The 16,858-nt window shown below is 63.0% G+C and carries 10 protein-coding genes; 7 read left to right on the top strand and 3 right to left on the bottom strand.

The window, feature by feature from the left end; all coding sequences use genetic code 11:
• Window positions 1-78 precede the first annotated feature (78 nt).
• The gene (locus EKN06_RS06610) at window positions 79-1,905 is read right to left on the bottom strand and encodes an ABC transporter transmembrane domain-containing protein (protein ID WP_127612117.1); all 1,827 of its coding nucleotides are present in this window, start codon (window positions 1,903-1,905) and stop codon (window positions 79-81) included.
• 206 nt (window positions 1,906-2,111) lie between these two features.
• Between EKN06_RS06610 and EKN06_RS06605 the strand changes: the two genes are divergently transcribed.
• The 4 genes from EKN06_RS06605 (at window position 2,112) to EKN06_RS06590 (ending at window position 11,032) form a co-directional block, all read left to right on the top strand.
• Window positions 2,112-3,356, top strand: a complete 1,245-nt coding sequence (locus EKN06_RS06605; protein ID WP_127612116.1) for a polyhydroxyalkanoate depolymerase — start codon at window positions 2,112-2,114, stop codon at window positions 3,354-3,356.
• 90 nt (window positions 3,357-3,446) lie between these two features.
• Window positions 3,447-4,751, top strand: coding sequence for a hypothetical protein (locus tag EKN06_RS06600; RefSeq protein ID WP_127612115.1), 1,305 nt, complete (start codon window positions 3,447-3,449; stop codon window positions 4,749-4,751).
• Between the two features lie 190 nt (window positions 4,752-4,941).
• Entirely contained in the window at window positions 4,942-9,582 is a 4,641-nt protein-coding gene (gene gltB, locus EKN06_RS06595; protein ID WP_127612114.1) for a glutamate synthase large subunit, read from the top strand.
• Between the two features lie 13 nt (window positions 9,583-9,595).
• Complete coding sequence (locus tag EKN06_RS06590; RefSeq protein WP_127612113.1) at window positions 9,596-11,032, top strand: glutamate synthase subunit beta; 1,437 nt, start codon at window positions 9,596-9,598, stop codon at window positions 11,030-11,032.
• Window positions 11,033-11,200: 168 nt separating this feature from the next.
• On the opposite strand, the gene phbB is transcribed toward EKN06_RS06590, so the two are convergent.
• A complete protein-coding gene (phbB, locus tag EKN06_RS06585) occupies window positions 11,201-11,923 on the bottom strand; it encodes an acetoacetyl-CoA reductase (protein ID WP_127612112.1) in 723 nt (240 codons plus the stop codon).
• 238 nt (window positions 11,924-12,161) lie between these two features.
• Entirely contained in the window at window positions 12,162-12,977 is an 816-nt protein-coding gene (locus EKN06_RS06580) for a hypothetical protein (RefSeq protein ID WP_127612111.1), read from the bottom strand.
• Between the two features lie 391 nt (window positions 12,978-13,368).
• Here EKN06_RS06580 and EKN06_RS06575 point away from each other — a divergent pair, with 391 nt between their 5' ends.
• Genes EKN06_RS06575 through lptE form a run of 3 tightly spaced genes read left to right on the top strand, consistent with a single transcriptional unit; the run spans window position 13,369 to window position 16,857 of the window.
• On the top strand, window positions 13,369-13,821 hold the full coding sequence (locus EKN06_RS06575; protein ID WP_127612110.1) for a DUF3576 domain-containing protein: 453 nt from the start codon (window positions 13,369-13,371) through the stop codon (window positions 13,819-13,821).
• A gap of 22 nt (window positions 13,822-13,843) precedes the next feature.
• Window positions 13,844-16,366: a leucine--tRNA ligase gene (gene leuS, locus EKN06_RS06570; RefSeq protein ID WP_127612109.1), complete on the top strand. Its 2,523-nt coding sequence runs from the start codon at window positions 13,844-13,846 to the stop codon at window positions 16,364-16,366.
• On the top strand, window positions 16,366-16,857 hold the full coding sequence (lptE, locus tag EKN06_RS06565; protein WP_127612108.1) for an LPS assembly lipoprotein LptE: 492 nt from the start codon (window positions 16,366-16,368) through the stop codon (window positions 16,855-16,857). Before leuS ends, lptE begins: the two co-directional genes overlap by 1 nt.
• Window position 16,858 lies beyond the last annotated feature (1 nt).

Below are 16,858 nucleotides of genomic sequence, written 5' to 3'. Positions count from 1 at the left end.
TCATCGGTTTCTTTTGATACTTTATCGATGAACCGCGGCTGTCCGGTGGTCAAGCCTTCGCTGTCAGACCCCGTTGGATCAGGCGCCTTCGCTCAGTTCCTCTTCAGGCCGGTCCTGAAACTGCAACCGGGCAAGACGCGCGTAAATCCCTCCGGCGGCGGAGAGGCTGTCGTGATCGCCCTCTTCGACGATGCGGCCATGATCGAGCACGACGATGCGGTCCGCTGCTCTTACCGTGGCGAGGCGATGGGCGATGACGAGCGTCGTGCGTCCTTCCATCAGGTGGTCGAGCGCCGACTGGACCAGCCGTTCGCTTTCCGCATCCAGAGCGCTGGTCGCTTCGTCCAGCAACAGGATCGGCGAATCGCGCAGGATCGCGCGGGCGATGGCAAGCCGCTGGCGCTGTCCGCCCGAAAGCCGCGCGCCGCTTTCGCCAACGAAAGTGTCCAGCCCGTCGGGCAGTTCGCGCAGGAAATCCTCGGCATTGGCGGCACGGGCGGCCGCCCAGATCTGGTCGTCACTCGCATCCGGGCGACCGTATTGAATGTTATAGCGCACGCTTGCGGCGAACAGCACCGATTCCTGTGGCACCAGCGCGATCCGCCCGCGCACTTCCGCCGGGTCGGCACGGGTCAGGTCGACCCCATCGATGCGCACGCTGCCGGCCTGCGGATCGTAGAACCGGGCGACCAACTGGAACAGGGTCGACTTGCCCGCGCCCGATGGCCCTACGATGGCGACCGTCTCGCCCGGTTCCACAGTCAGCGCAAAATCGATCAGCGCGGGCTTGTCGGTCCGGGTGGGATAACGGAAAGTCACGTTCTGAAACGCGATGGCCCCGCGCGGGGGCAGGGGCAGGGCTTGCGGGCGTTCGGGCGCGGTGATGGCCGGGCGGGTGGAAAGCAGTTCGTCCATCCGCTGGGCCGCGCCTGCTGCGCGCAGCAGGCTTCCGTAAACTTCGGTCAACGAACCGAATGCTCCGGAAACCAGCCCGACGGTGATGACGAAGGCGGCGATCGTGCCGCCGCTGATCGAACCCTGGCTGACTTCGATCGCGCCCTTCCACAGCAAGAGCGTGATCGCGCCGAACACCATCATGATGACGACACCGGTCAGCACGGCGCGGGTCTTGATACGCTGCTTGGCCGTGTCCAGTCCGCGTTCTACCGCGGCCCGAAAGCGGCTGCGTTCGCGTTCTTCCTGATTGAAGACCTGCACGATCTGCATCGCGCCCAGCACTTCGGTGGTCATCGCGCCGACATCTGCCAGCCGGTCCTGGCTCGACCGCGAAAGCGACTGCACCTTCCTCCCGAACATGGCGATCGGCAGGATCACCAGCGGAATCGCAAGCACGAGATACATGCTCAGCGCCGGGGCGAGGTAGAACATGTAGCCCACGCCGCCGATGGCGGTCAGCGCGTTGCGCAGCGCGACCGAAACCGTGCTCGAGACGACCTGTTCGATGATCGCGGTGTCCGACGTCATCCGCGACGCGATCTCGCCGGGGCTGTTTTCTTCGTAGAACGACGGGGGCAGCGTCAGCAGGTGGCGGTTGACCCGCACCCTGAGATCCGCGACGACCCGTTCGCCCAGCCACGAAACGAAATAAAACCGCAGGCCCGTCGCGATGGCCAGGATCACGACAATAAGCAGCAGATACTGGAACCAGCGGCCGATGTCGCTGTCTCCGCCGCTGAAGCCGCGATCGATGATCAGCTTGAAACCTGACGGGATGGCAAGCGTCGCGGCAGATGACACCGCCAACGCGAACAGGGTTGCGCCGACAAGCCCCGGATATGCGCCGGCCGATCGCGCCAAAAGGCGCAGCGGGCCGATGCTGCTGGCCTTGGGGGCTTGGTCCAGCCCGCCGGTTTCCGGTTCGTCGCGCCGCCGCTTGCGTTTCATGGCCCGCGCACTAGACCAAAGTCATGTCGCCGCAAACCCCGACCGAGGTGTAATCCTCCGTCCGCTCCGCAGATTTTGAGGTTCGACTTGTAAACCCGTGACATCCGGAAAATCGGGTCTATATTGCAAGTGCGAACGAGTCATTGTGCATTGCAACGTGACATGTCGCTGCCAATGTTGCACCTTGAGATCCGAGGAGAAGACGCGTGCTCTATCAGTTCTACGAGGTTCAGAGATCCTGGCTCGCGTCGGCGAGCGCCGGTGCCTCGATCGGCGCAGAGTGGTTGGCCAATCCCCGCAATCCGATCGGCTATACCGGGTTTGGCCCGACGATCTCGTCCGCGATGGAAGTTTTTTCCCGCGCCGCATCGCCGCGCGGCAAGCCCGGCTTCGGGATCGCCACGGTCGACCGCGACGGGACAAGCTTTGACGTCATGGAAACCGACGTGCTGAAAATGCCGTTCGGCAACCTGAAGCATTTTACCCATCCCGGCCTGCCCAAGGGTGCGCCACGGCTGTTGATTGTCGCGCCGATGAGCGGGCATTACGCCACGCTTTTGCGCGGCACGGTCGAACGGATGCTGGAAAACGCCGAAGTTTACATCACCGACTGGGCCGATGCTAAGCTGGTTCCTACTTCGGCGGGCAATTTCGATCTGGACGACTATATCGATTATGTCATCGCGTTCCTCGAACATATCGGCCCCGGCGCGCACGTTATGGCGGTATGTCAGCCTTCGGTGCCGGCCTTTGCGGCAACCGCGATCATGAACGAAGATAGCCACCCCTGCCGTCCCGCGACGCTGACGATGATGGGTGGCCCCATCGATACGCGCGAAGCGCCGACGGAAGTCAACACGATGGCAATCACGCGCCCGATGGCGTGGTTCAGGCAGAACCTGATCCAGACGGTGCCGCGGCAATATCCCGGTGCCGGTCGCCGCGTTTATCCGGGCTTTCTGCAGCTGGCCGGGTTCATGTCGATGAACCTGGGCAACCACATGATGAGCCATTACGCGATGTTCAAACATCTCGTCGTCGGTGACGGGGACAGCGCGGACGCTACGAAGGTGTTCTACGACGAATATCTTGCCGTGTGCGACATGACCGCGGAATTCTATCTCCAGACCGTGAACGCGGTGTTCAAGGAGCACTTGCTGCCGCGCGGCCTGTTGACCCATCGTGGGCGCAAGGTCGATCTGGGTGCCGTGACCGATACCGCGATCCTGTGCATCGAAGGAGAGCGCGACGACATTTCGGGCGTGGGCCAGACGAAGGCCGCGCTGGAAGTGACGCCCAATCTGGCGGACGAGAAGAAGCAATACCATCTCGCCCCCGCTGTCGGCCATTACGGCATCTTCAACGGATCGAAGTGGCGCAACCTTATCGCGCCGATCGCGGAACAGTGGATGGCCGATCATGGCCGGAGCCGGTTGCAGGCGGTCGCCTGAGTTCGCGCCTGCACCCGTGGGGTGATGTTATTGGGGCATTAACCAACGGCGTTTAAGACATCTTTTCGCGTTACCGCTGAAAGATGAACGATGAACACGCTGATCCAGCTATTTGCAGCCGCCTTCAGGATCGGGGGAGCGCTTGCGGGCGTCACTGCGGTGTTCCTGATTTCGGATGCGACATTGATCGAGGCCATTGCCGCCGTCGGTCTGGACGGCAGCGTTTCGCCCGCGATGGCCCGTATGGCCGCGCATGCCGCGTTCGGCGCTCTGGGTTTCATCATCGCATCGCAAATAGCCGCGCTTATCCTGCGCGGGCCGTCGATTCCCGCCGGGACTCGGAAAGAGGCGGCCGAATCGGTCCCTCGGCTGCGTCGGCATCTCGTCGAAGGTGAAAAACCCGCCGGATCGGCCATGCCGCGCTATCTCGACCCCGATCCCGCGCCGACGAAGCCCGTCGCCGTATCTTTCAAGGAACTGGGCCTGGAGCATCCCCAGCCCGACGAGTATCCAGCACCCGGCGGCGAGCGGGGCGAGCAGAACGGCGACTTTCCCTTGCGCGAACGGCAGGACCGTCCGGACAGCGCCGGCAGTGCGTCGGACGAGTGGGACGATCTTAGCCCTGCGCCCGAACGCAGCCGGCCCAGCGATCTGACCGAAACCGAAAGCAGTGCGGCTCCCCAGCCTGCCCCCGAACCGCCGCAGGCCCCCGAAACGTGGGCCGCAGAAGCAGAGCCCGAACCGGAACAGCGCCACTCATCGGGCGAAACGCGCAGCGCGCGCCCCGAAACGGTCCGCGAACCGGATGTGGCTTTGCCGACCGAATGGCCTTCGTCCCTTGCGGATTCTGCGTCATCCGATTGGACCGAGGCCGGAGGGGCGGATGATGATATTTTCGAACCTTGGCCCGATGCGCGACCGGCGCAAGAAGCGCCTTCGCCTGCGCCCTTGCCCGCGCCAAGTGCGGCCCCAGTCGCGGCCGGAGCGAGCGAACCGGTCGCTGCGTGGTCGGAACCCGTAACGCCAACTCCGGCTTCACGCAGGGCGGTTGAGGCCGACTTTGCGCCTTCCCAGGAGCGTCCTGCCGTAACCGCGGCTGCACCCAGCTTTGCATTGCCCGCGGCGGGCGGCGGATCGGATTGGTACGACGGTGCTGGCGACGAGGAGGAGGATGCCGACGACGACGGGGCAGGCTATGGCTCGCTCGCCGATATCGGGTTGGGCAAATCGCTTGCCCCCCGCGCCCAAGCGGGTCAGCGCGGCGAGGCCGGGTTGCCGCCCGCGCTCTACTCCGCACCCGGTGCCACCAGCCTCGTTCCTCATGGCAAGCCGCAGGATTTTCGCCTGCGAGAGGCGCTTTCGGAGCTTCAAAGGCTCGACCGAAGCCAAGCGTAAGATACTGAGCCGGCACCGGAAGTCACCCGCCACCGCAGGTGAACCTGTCATTTTCGTCCAGTGTGCAGTTGCAAAAAGCCGATAGTATCGCCATTGGGTTTTCGTGCGTCATATCGCTGCGTATCCGCGGCGAGTGAGTCGCATTTTATTTCCGGACGATGGGGTCCGGGCCCCGACAGGATAGGTGACAATGGGTTTTCCGCCGGTTCAAGGCCTCTACGATGCGCGCAACGAACATGATGCCTGCGGCGTGGGCTTCATCGCTCATATCAAAGGCGCCAAATCAAACGCTATCGTCAAACAGGGTCTGACCATTCTGGAAAATCTCGACCATCGCGGTGCGGTGGGCGCGGACCCGTTGCTGGGCGACGGCGCAGGCATTCTGATCCAGATGCCCGATGCTTTGTTCCGCAAATGGGCGGACAAGCACGGCAAGGTGCTGCCGCCCGAAGGCGATTATGCGGTCGCCATGTGCTTCCTGCCGCAGGACGAGGCCGCGCGCGAATTCGTCGTGAACCGGTTCGAGACGTTCATCGCCAAGGAAGGTCAGAACCTGATCGGTTGGCGCGAGGTTCCGACCACGCTGGACGGCCTTGGCAAGACCGTGATCCGCCAGATGCCGGTCATCCGTCAGGCGATCGTCGGTCGCGGCGGCGCGGTAAAGGATCAGGACGCTTTCGAACGCAAGCTGCTCGCCATCCGCAAGCAGGTGCAGAACCCGCTCGACAGCCTGTCGACGAAGCACGGCCTGCCGGGCCTGACCGAGCTTTACCTGCCGAGCTTTTCGACCCGTACGATCGTGTACAAGGGCTTGTTGCTCGCCAATCAGGTCGGCAGCTTCTATAACGACCTGCGCGATCCCGATTGCACGTCGGCGCTCGCTCTCGTGCATCAGCGGTTCTCGACCAACACCTTCCCGAGCTGGAAACTGGCGCAGCCATTCCGCCTGATAGCCCACAATGGCGAGATCAACACCGTTCGCGGCAACGTGAACTGGATGAACGCGCGCCGCCGCACGATGGAATCGCCCCTGCTGGGCGCCGATCTCGACAAGATGTGGCCGATCATCCCGCACGGGCAGTCGGACACCGCATGCCTCGACAATGCGCTCGAACTGCTGTTGGCGGGCGGTTATTCGCTCAGCCACGCGATGATGATGCTCATCCCCGAGGCATGGGCCAAGAACCACGAGATGGACCCGGCCCGCCGCGCGTTCTACGAATATCACGCAGCGCTGATGGAACCGTGGGACGGCCCCGCCGCCGTCGCCTTCACCGACGGTCGCCAGATCGCCGCGACGCTGGACCGTAATGGCCTGCGCCCGGCCCGTTATTGCGTGACCAACGACGATCTCGTCTGCATGGCGTCCGAATCTGGCGTGCTGCCGTTCGACGACGATTCCATCCTGCGCAAATGGCGTCTGCAGCCCGGCAAGATGCTCGTCATCGACCTGGAGCAGGGGCGGATCATCGAGGACGAGGAGGTCAAGGCCGAGCTCGCCGCTGCGCAACCCTATGCCGAGTGGCTTAACCATTCGCAGTACAAGCTCGAAGATCTCGAGCCGCTGGAGCCCGAAGCCGAGGACGTACCGGTTGCCATCGGTGATCTTCTCGATCGCCAGCAAGCGTTCGGGTACACGCAGGAGGACATCTCCAAGTTCCTCGAACCGATGTTGTTCGAAGGCGAAGATCCGATCGGGTCGATGGGCACCGATACGCCCATCGCCGTGCTGTCGAAGCGTTCGCGCCTCCTGTACGATTATTTCAAGCAGAACTTCGCGCAGGTCACCAACCCGCCAATCGACCCGATCCGCGAGGAACTGGTCATGAGCCTGCTGTCGATGATCGGCCCGCGCCCGAACCTGCTGGGCATGGAAGCCGGTTCGCACAAGCGGCTCGAAATCAGCCAGCCGATCCTGACCAACGCCGATCTCGCCAAGATCCGTTCGGTCGAAGAGGCGCTGGACGGTGCGTTCCGTACCGCGACCATCGACATCACCTGGGACGCTGCTTCGGGGGCCGACGGTCTTGAGCAGGCGATCAAGGAAATGTGCTGGGTCGCTACCGAGGCGGTGCTCCAGGACAAGAACATCCTGATCCTGTCCGACCGCGCGCAGTCGAAGGACCGCATCGCCATGCCGGCATTGCTGGCGACGGCTGCGGTCAACGCGCATCTCGTGCGGCAGGGTCTGCGGATGCAGACCGGGCTTGTCGTCGAAACCGGCGAAGCGCGTGAAGTGCATCACTTCTGCGTGCTGGCAGGTTTCGGCGCAGAGGCGGTAAACCCCTATCTGGCGTTCGAGACGCTCGAGCAGATGCGTGTCGAAAAAGACGCGCCGCTTAGCGCCTATGACGTTGAAAAGAATTATATTAAGGCGATCGGCAAGGGCATCCTGAAGGTCATGTCCAAGATGGGCATCTCGACCTACCAGTCCTATTGCGGTGCGCAGATCTTCGACGCCGTCGGCCTGTCCAGCCGCTTCATCGAAAGCTATTTCACCGGCACCGCCACGACGATCGAAGGCGTGGGCCTGTCCGAAGTAGCCGAAGAAACCGTGCGTCGCCACGAAGCGGCCTACTCGGACGAGCAGATCTACAAGAACCAACTCGATGTCGGCGGCATCTATCAATACCGCATCCGCGGCGAGGACCATGCGTGGACCCCGGCCACGATCAGCAACCTGCAACACGCGGTGCGCGGCAACAATTACGCCAACTACGAAGCGTTCGCGAAAGACATCAACGATCAAAGCGAGCGCCTGCTGACGATCCGCGGGCTGATGGAGCTGAAGAAGGCCGAGACGCCGCTTTCGCTCGACGAAGTGGAACCGGCCGAATCGATCGTGAAGCGGTTTGCCACCGGTGCGATGAGCTACGGCTCGATCAGCTGGGAAGCGCACACCACGCTGGCGGTCGCCATGAACCGGATCGGCGGCAAGTCGAACACTGGCGAAGGCGGCGAGGATCCCTCGCGCTTTACGCCGATGGACAATGGCGACACGATGCGTTCGGCGATCAAGCAGGTCGCTTCGGGCCGCTTTGGCGTCACGACGGAATATCTCGTCAATGCCGACGATATCCAGATCAAGATGGCGCAGGGCGCAAAGCCCGGCGAGGGCGGACAACTGCCCGGCCACAAGGTCGACAAGATCATCGGCAAGACGCGCCACTCAACGCCTGGCGTGGGCCTGATTTCCCCGCCGCCGCACCACGACATCTATTCGATCGAGGATCTGGCGCAGCTGATCCACGATCTGAAGAACGTGAACCCGGTGGCGCGTATTTCGGTGAAGCTGGTGTCCGAAGTGGGCGTTGGAACGGTTGCCGCCGGCGTTTCGAAGGCGCGCGCCGACCATGTGACGATCTCGGGTTACGAAGGCGGCACCGGCGCTTCGCCGCTGACCAGTTTGACGCATGCCGGGTCGCCCTGGGAAATCGGTCTCGCCGAAACGCAGCAGACCCTCCTGCTCAATGACTTGCGCTCGCGGATCGCGGTGCAGGTCGATGGGGGCCTGCGCACCGGACGCGACGTCGCCATTGGCGCACTGCTGGGTGCGGACGAGTTCGGTTTCGCTACGGCTCCGCTCATCGCCGCTGGCTGCATCATGATGCGCAAGTGTCATCTCAACACCTGTCCGGTGGGCGTGGCGACGCAGAATCCGGAATTGCGCAAGCGCTTTACCGGCCAGCCGGAACACGTGATCAACTACTTCTTCTTCGTGGCCGAAGAACTGCGCAAGATCATGGCCGAGATGGGCTTTGCCACCATCGACGAGATGGTGGGCCGCGTCGACCGGATCGACATGAAGAAGGCGGTTTCGCACTGGAAGGCTCACGGCATTAATTTGTCGCGCCTGCTGCATCAGGTCGAACTGGACGAAGGGCAGCAGTTGTACTGCACCCTGACGCAAGATCACGGACTTGAGGCCGCTCTGGATCAGGACCTGATCCGGGCTTCGGCCCCGGCGCTGGAAAAGGGCGAAAGCGTCCGGCTCGATCGCCAGATCCGCAACGTGAACCGCACCGCCGGCACCATGCTTTCGGGCGAAGTGGCCAAGCGTTACGGCCACGACGGATTGCCCGACAACACGATCCGCGTGAATTTCACCGGCGTCGCGGGTCAGTCCTTTGCTGCGTGGCTGGCGCATGGCGTCACCGTCGATCTCGTCGGCGATGCCAACGATTATGTCGGCAAGGGGCTTTCGGGAGGCCGCGTCATCGTTCGCCCGCCAGAAGGGGCTGCGCGCGATCCCAGCAACAACATCATCGTCGGCAACACCGTGCTCTACGGCGCAATCGCGGGCGAGGCCTATTTCAACGGCGTTGCCGGCGAACGTTTCGCGGTGCGCAATTCGGGCGCGGTTGCGGTTGTCGAAGGCACCGGCGACCATGGCTGCGAATACATGACCGGCGGCACGGTGTGCGTGCTGGGCGTGACGGGCCGCAACTTCGCCGCGGGGATGAGCGGCGGCATCGCCTATGTCTATGACGAGGACGGCACTTTCAATAAGCGCTGCAACACCGCGATGGTCGACCTGCGTCAAGTCAGCGGCGCCCGCGACGAAGACGACGGCGCGGGCCGTCCGACCCAGCGCGGCCGTTCGGTCGACGATGCCGGCATGGGCGATCCGCTTTACCACGATGCGGAACGGATCAAGGTGCTGCTCGAACGTCATCACCTCCACACCGGAAGCGCGAAGGCGCGGGCCCTGCTCGACGATTTCGACAACGCGGTCGGCAAGTTCGTGAAGGTGATGCCGCGCGATTATGAAAACGCGCTCAAGAACCTCGAGTCGGAGCGTAACGCCGCACAGAGCGAAGCGGCGGAATAAGGGTTAGCTTACGATGGGCAAGGAAACCGGCTTTCTCGAACTCGACCGCGTCGACCGCACTTACGCGGACCCGGCCGAGCGTCTGCAACACTACAAGGAATTCGTGATTCCGCACACCGAGGACGGGCTGCGCGCCCAGGCCTCACGGTGCATGAATTGCGGGATTCCTTTCTGTCATAACGGCTGTCCGGTGAACAACATCATCCCGGACTGGAACCACATGACTTATGAGGGGGATTGGAAGAACGCGCTCGTCACGCTGCATTCAACCAACAATTTCCCTGAATTCACCGGCCGTATCTGCCCCGCCCCGTGCGAAGCGGCGTGCACACTGAACATCTCGGACAATCCGGTCACCATCAAGTCGATCGAGTGCGCGATCGTCGACAAGGGATGGGAAAACGACTGGATCAAGCCGCAGGTGCCGGAAAAGAAGACCGGCAAGTCGGTCGCCGTGGTCGGCTCCGGCCCGGCGGGCATGGCCTGCGCGCAGCAACTTGCGCGGGCCGGTCATTCGGTCACCGTGTTTGAAAAGAGCGACCGGATCGGCGGATTGCTGCGTTACGGCATCCCCGATTTCAAGATGGAAAAGCACCTCATCAACCGTCGGGGTTCGCAGATGGAGGCAGAGGGTGTCCATTTCCGCACTTCGACCGAAGTGGGCGTGGACATAACGCTCAAGACTTTGACGGAAAACTTCGACGCTGTGGTGCTGGCTGGCGGCGCGGAAGATGCGCGACCGCTGGATATTCCGGGCGCGGAAATGAGCGGGGTGCGCCTCGCGATGGAATTCCTGACGCAGCAGAACAAGCGTAACGCGGGCGACGACGAACAGCGTGCGGCCCCGCGCGGCACGCTTACCGCGACGGGCAAACACGTCATCGTAATCGGTGGCGGCGACACCGGATCGGACTGTGTCGGCACGTCGAACCGTCAGGGCGCGGTAAGCGTGACGCAGCTGGAAATCATGCCCAAGCCGCCCGAAAAGGAAGACAAGGCGCTGACTTGGCCGCACTGGCCGCTGAAGCTGCGCTCGTCTTCCAGCCACGAAGAAGGCGCTGAGCGCGACTGGTCGGTCCTGACCAAGCGGGTGGTCGGCGAAAATGGCCAGGTTTCCGGGCTCGAATGCGTTCGGGTCGAATGGGTGGACCGCGAAATGCGCGAAGTCCCGGGCAGCGAATTTACGCTTCCGGCCGATCTTATCTTGCTGGCGATGGGCTTTGTCGGACCGAAGAAGGCGGGCATGCTCGACAAGTCGGGCCTCGATTACGATCCGCGCGGCAATGTCGCGGCCAGCACCGACGATTACCAGACGAGCGACGAGAACATCTGGGCGTGCGGCGACATGCGGCGTGGGCAGAGCCTTGTCGTATGGGCCATCCGCGAAGGCCGCCAGTGCGCGCGGTCTGTGGATCTGGCGCTGATGGGTGTGACCGAACTCCCGCGTTGACGCATAACCATCTGAATAAAAAAATGCGCGTCCCGCACGGGGCGCGCCTTTTTTCATGTTTGGCTCAAACTTGCCTGATGTCACCAGCGAAATCAGGGAGGGCGGTATTTAACGCAAGCCGCCGTAATGGAGCCGGCGGACAGGCCAGGGCCAATCCGCCGAAACCCGTCAATACATGTGCTGACCGCCGTTGATGCTCAGCGTCGAGCCGGTGACGAAGGTCGCATCGTCGGAACAGAAGAACGCAACGCCGCGTGCGATTTCATCCGCGTGGCCAAGGCGGCCGACAGGAATCTTGGCGATGATTTTCTGCAGCACGGGCTCTGGCACAGCCGCGACCATGTCGGTGTCGATATATCCCGGCGCGATGGCGTTGACGGTCACGCCGAACTTTGCGCCTTCTTGGGCCAGCGCCTTGGTAAAGCCGTGGATGCCCGATTTTGCCGCGGCATAGTTGACTTGGCCGTACTGGCCCGCCTGACCGTTTACCGAGCCGATGTTGACGATGCGGCCCCATTTGCGTTCGCGCATGCCGGGGAACGTCGCCTTGGCCATGTTGAAGCAACCGCCGAGATTGATGCGCATCACCTCGTTCCAGTCTTCCCAGGTCATCTTGTGCAGCACGCTATCGCGGGTGATGCCCGCGTTGTTCACCACGACATCGATCGGGCCGAGATCTGCGGCGATGCGGTTGCAACCTTCGAGCGCTGCTTCATGGTCGCCCACGTCGAACTTGTATGCGGGGATGCCGGTTCGTTCGGTGAAAGCCTTCGCTGCTGTGTCGTTGCCGCCATAATTTGCGGCAACCGTCATTCCCATTTCCTTCAGCGCCAGGCTGATACCCTCGCCGATCCCGCGACTGCCGCCGGTCACTACTGCAACTTTGCTCATTCAAAACGCCCTTTCAGAAACTCTCCTCGCGCAGCAGACTATGTAGTCATGTCCGCGCCGACAAGCAGACTAACGTCCACGTGCCATTTGCAACGCATGGATTACTGACGTTCAGCAACCGTGCGCGACTTTCCGCTGGCCGAATCCGGCACAAGCGAAGTGACCCAAGCGTAAAGCCTGACCAACTGGAAAGCCATATAAGCATTGTCAGGAGCACGCGCATCGGCATGCACTGGCATCAGAAACGGAAGCGCGTTCCGACATAGACAGCCTGGCTGTCTTGCTGACCATCGGTGACAGGCGCCAGGCGATCGCGTTCGCTGGAATAGCGAATGCCCGCGGTGACCCTAAGATTGTCGGCCACGCGATAAGCGCCGCCGACATCGACCGACATTTCGCCGGCCCCGCCGAAAGTGCGCGGCGTGGTGCCGGGCGCGTTTTCAGCTTCGAGCTCGACCGTCGGACTGAACCGGCCCTTGCCCGAAGCGGACTTGGCCGGCGTAAAGCTACGCAAGTCGGGCGCGGCGACGTTACCGATTTCGCTGGGCAGTGTCAGGCTGCGCGTGATGGCCTGCGGTGCCAACGCCGGTGCCTGCGAGAAACTTTGGTAACCGCGGGCAACGCCGAGGTTGAAGACAAGCGAATCGACAGCCGCGACACCGCGGCCCGCTTCGGCAGACACCTTGCGCACCGAAATGGCGCGTGCGGTTTCGGGATCGACGCGAACGGCGACGGTTACCGACCGCGAACCTTGTTTCGCAGCACCAGCAGGCGTGAAGCGGAACAGAGAACTGCTAACTTCGCCGCGTGCGTCGCTGGCGCGGCGCAGCGATGCCATCAGCTTGGGATTGATCGACGCGGGCGTGAACGCGCCAAGCCCGCCGCTGGCGGAAACGCTGATGTCTCGCATGGAAATGACATCGCGCAAGGAAACGGAGTCGCCGGACACAGCAGCCAGCGCCGAGGGCAAAGCGAGCAGGCACGCGGTGCCAGCGAGTAGGCCAGAGCCTACGCGCAGCGTGCGTCGCCATTTCGTGTCGTGCCCCTTAGCCATGATGGCCAACTTTCCTCCTCGATCCGTAAGGGTTACGCCTGTCTTCAGCGCATGGTTCCCGATACGGTGGCATTATCCAACGTTGTCGCGGGTTCTACTCCTTTAAACAACTGCATGCCAACACCTTCCGGAAAGAAAAGGCGATTCTGTTCCAACATGTTGCATGGAATCGACAGACTCCCCTGCGGTGCAATTTCTGGCAATGTCAGGTTAAGCATCGAGGCGCCTTATGGCATGCGCTCGACCGTCGAAGATGGCCGGGCAACCATTAAGCAAGCATGATAAGCAGGCTCGGCGCTTGCCGCCTGCGCCTGTGCGGGATAGAGCGGGCCGGACCAAGGCGACGACCGCCTGTTTAGGATCCATTTTCGGCCAAGGACAAAGTGACTCGATGATCGGCAAGACCCTCAACACGACACCTGCGAAGATGCTGCTGGCGTCGGCTGCGCTGGCCGCCCTGTCCGCTTGCGGCGGCAGCCGGGACGAGGTCAAGGCCGACCTCGCGGCAAGCCAGGTCACCACGATCGGCGTCAACGCCTATCTGTGGCGCGCCAGCCTCGACACGCTTTCGTTCATGCCGCTGGTGCAGACCGATTCGAACGGCGGCGTGATCGTCACCGACTGGTACACCAACCCCGCCAATCCGGGCGAACGGATGAAGGTGACCGTCACCATTCTCGACCAGGATCTTCGCGCCGATGCACTGCGCGTCGCCGCCAGCCGCGAAATCGGGCAGGGCGGCACGTGGGTTGCCGCGCCGGTTCAGGCAGCAACGATTCAGAAGCTTGAAGACATCATCCTCACCCGCGCACGCGAATTGCGCCGCGACGCGCTGACCGGCTGATTCGTTTCGGGGGCATCGGACGATGACTGAAGAGCGTTTCGATCCGTCGGTCGCCGACGGACGCTGGCAACGCGCCTGGGACGAGGCCGAATCGTTTCGCGCCGATTCGGACAGTGCCAAGCCCAAGAGCTACATCCTGGAGATGTTCCCCTATCCATCGGGGCGCATCCACATCGGCCACGTGCGCAATTACACGATGGGCGACGTGCTGGCGCGCTTCAAGGCTATGACCGGCCATGAAGTCCTGCACCCGATGGGCTGGGACGCGTTCGGCATGCCGGCGGAAAACGCCGCGATGGAAAAGGGCGTACACCCCGGCGGATGGACGCGCGAAAACATCACCAACATGAAGGCTCAGCTGCAACGGTTGGGCTTCGCGCTGGACTGGAGCCGCGAATTCGCGACCTGCGACGCCGCCTATTACGGGCACGAACAGGCGCTGTTCCTCGAATTTTACAAGCATGGCCTCGTCTATCGCAAGGAATCGGCGGTCAATTGGGATCCGATCGACATGACCGTGCTGGCCAACGAACAGGTGATCGACGGGCGTGGCTGGCGTTCGGGCGCGCTGGTCGAAAAGCGCAAGCTGTCGCAGTGGTTCCTGAAGATCACGCAGTTCGCCGACGACCTGCTCGATGGCTTGGGCAAGCTCGACAAGTGGCCTGAAAAGGTTCGCCTGATGCAGGAAAACTGGATCGGCAAGTCTACGGGCATGCAGGCCCATTTCAAGGGCAGCAATTTCGACGAGACGATCGAAGTCTATACCACCCGCCCCGACACGATTTTCGGTGCAAGCTTTGTCGCCGTCGCTGCCGATCACCCGATTGCGCAGGCGCTGGCCCGCACCAATCACGAAGCGGCGGACTTCATCGCCCTGTGCAAGGCGGGCGGCACCACAGCGGCCGAACTGGAAACGGCAGAAAAGCTGGGTTTCGATACGGGGCTAAAGGTCGCGCATCCCTTCACGGGCAAGGACCTGCCGGTCTGGATCGCGAACTTCGTGCTGATGGAATACGGCACCGGCGCGATCATGGCGGTGCCGGGCCACGACCAGCGCGATTTCGAATTCGCCACCAAGTACGGTCTTCCCATCGTGCGCGTCGTCGCGGCCGAAAAAGCCGATGCCGACAAGCCGTTCGAGGGCGTGGCCGAATCGGGTGACGGCATCATCGTGAACTCCGATTTCATATCCGGCCTGTCGGTTGACGATGCGAAGCTGGCGATCACTACGCGTGCGGCGGAAGACGGCTGGGGCACGCCCAAGACGCAGTACCGCCTGCGCGACTGGGGCGTTTCGCGTCAGCGTTATTGGGGCACGCCGATCCCGATGATCCATTGCGAGGATTGCGGCGTAGTGGCGGTTCCGGTCGCTCAGCTGCCAGTGACCCTGCCCGACGACGTGGATTTCAAGACGCCGGGCAACCCGCTCGATCGCCATCCGACGTGGAAGCATGTCGATTGCCCGAAATGCGGCAAGGCGGCGGTGCGCGAAACCGACACGCTCGACACGTTCGCCGATTCGAGCTGGTACTTCCTGCGTTTCGCGAGCCAGCCGACGGACAAGCCGTTCGATCCGGCGGAGGTCGCGGCATGGCTGCCGGTGAACCAGTACATCGGCGGGATCGAGCATGCGATCCTGCACTTGCTATACGCCCGGTTCTGGACCCGCGCGCTGGCCCATTGCGGCATGATCGAAGTGACCGAACCCTTTGCCCAGCTGTTCACGCAAGGCATGGTGACGCACGAGACTTACGAGCGCCGCGTCGATGGTCGCCCGGTCTATTACAGCCCAAATGAAGTGGAGCGCGACGGCAACGGCGCGACACTGAAGGACGATGGCCAGCCGGTTGAAATCGGCCGCGTCATCAAGATGTCGAAGTCGAAGAAGAACGTCGTCGACCCGGACGAGATCGTCGCGCAGTACGGCGCCGACGCGGTGCGCTGGTTCATGCTGTCCGACAGCCCGCCCGAACGCGACCTGCCGTGGAGCGAGGCGGGCATCGAAGGCTGTGGCCGCTTCGTGCAGCGGCTGTGGCGGTTGTTCGGCCAGTACGATGCGACCGCGACCGGCGATGACAAGGCTGTCGCCCGCAAGATGCACCAGACCATCGCGGCAGTCGCCGACGATATCGAGGCGTTGGGCTTCAACAAGGCCGTGGCCCGCATCTACGAACTTACCAACGCCGCCGAAAAGGCCGCGCCTTCGGCCAGCCGCAGCGAGGCGATTCGCGCGCTGATGCTTCTGTCCGCGCCGATGATGCCGCATCTGGCCGAAGAGGCGTGGAACCGCTCGGGAATGGATGGCCTGATCGCCGAAGCCGCATGGCCCGCGCATGACGAAGCCATGCTGGTCGAGGACGAGGTGACCATCGCCGTGCAGGTGAAGGGCAAGTTGCGCGACACGCTGACCGTGGCCAAGGGAACCGGCAAGGACGAGCTGGAGGCGCTTGCGCTCGCCAGCGAGAAGGTCCAGCGTAACATCGACGGCGCGACGATCCGCAAGGTCATCGTGGTGCCCGATCGGCTCGTCAATATCGTGGTGTGATGCGCTTTTTAGTCCTCCCTTTGCTGTTCCTCCTGTCCGCTTGCGGCCTGTCCCCGATGTACGCGGGCGGCGGCGCAGGAAGCGTGGCGACCGGGCTGGCTGCGGTGTCCGTTTCGGCGATTCCGGGGCAGCAGGGTTGGCTGATGCGGGATGCGCTGGTGCAGCGGCTGGGCGACGGCAGTGCGTCCGCGCGGTATCGGCTCGATGTCCGGCTCGACGATCAGCTCGACGGGCTTGGCCTGTTGGGCGATGACACGATCGGGCGGGAACGACGCACCCTTCGCGCGCGCTATCGCCTCGTCGATCTGGCCAGCGGCGAAACCGTGCTGGACGCAACGGCGGGGTCCGATGCGGGCATCGACGTCGTTTCCAGCGAATACGCGACGATCGCGGCGGAACAGACCGCGCTGGAAAACCTGACGCGCGAGGTGGCGGACATGATCATCACCAATGTCGCGCTGAAAATGCGCGCGACCGGTCAAACCGGCTGAT

This window comes from Croceicoccus ponticola, from assembly GCF_004004515.1.
Taxonomy (GTDB): domain Bacteria; phylum Pseudomonadota; class Alphaproteobacteria; order Sphingomonadales; family Sphingomonadaceae; genus Croceicoccus; species Croceicoccus ponticola.
This window is presented reverse-complemented; position numbering and strand designations above follow the sequence as displayed.

Excerpts from the sequence above, each read along its gene's own strand:
- EKN06_RS06575 (WP_127612110.1), top strand. The coding sequence starts at position 13,369 with ATGATCGGCAAGACCCTCAACACGACACCTGCGAAGATGCTGCTGGCG.
- lptE (WP_127612108.1), top strand. The coding sequence starts at position 16,366 with ATGCGCTTTTTAGTCCTCCCTTTGCTGTTCCTCCTGTCCGCTTGCGGC.
- EKN06_RS06580 (WP_127612111.1), bottom strand. The coding sequence starts at position 12,977 with ATGGCTAAGGGGCACGACACGAAATGGCGACGCACGCTGCGCGTAGGC.
- EKN06_RS06610 (WP_127612117.1), bottom strand. The coding sequence starts at position 1,905 with ATGAAACGCAAGCGGCGGCGCGACGAACCGGAAACCGGCGGGCTGGAC.
- leuS (WP_127612109.1), top strand. The coding sequence starts at position 13,844 with ATGACTGAAGAGCGTTTCGATCCGTCGGTCGCCGACGGACGCTGGCAA.
- EKN06_RS06590 (WP_127612113.1), top strand. The coding sequence starts at position 9,596 with ATGGGCAAGGAAACCGGCTTTCTCGAACTCGACCGCGTCGACCGCACT.
- phbB (WP_127612112.1), bottom strand. The coding sequence starts at position 11,923 with ATGAGCAAAGTTGCAGTAGTGACCGGCGGCAGTCGCGGGATCGGCGAG.
- gltB (WP_127612114.1), top strand. The coding sequence starts at position 4,942 with ATGGGTTTTCCGCCGGTTCAAGGCCTCTACGATGCGCGCAACGAACAT.
- EKN06_RS06600 (WP_127612115.1), top strand. The coding sequence starts at position 3,447 with ATGAACACGCTGATCCAGCTATTTGCAGCCGCCTTCAGGATCGGGGGA.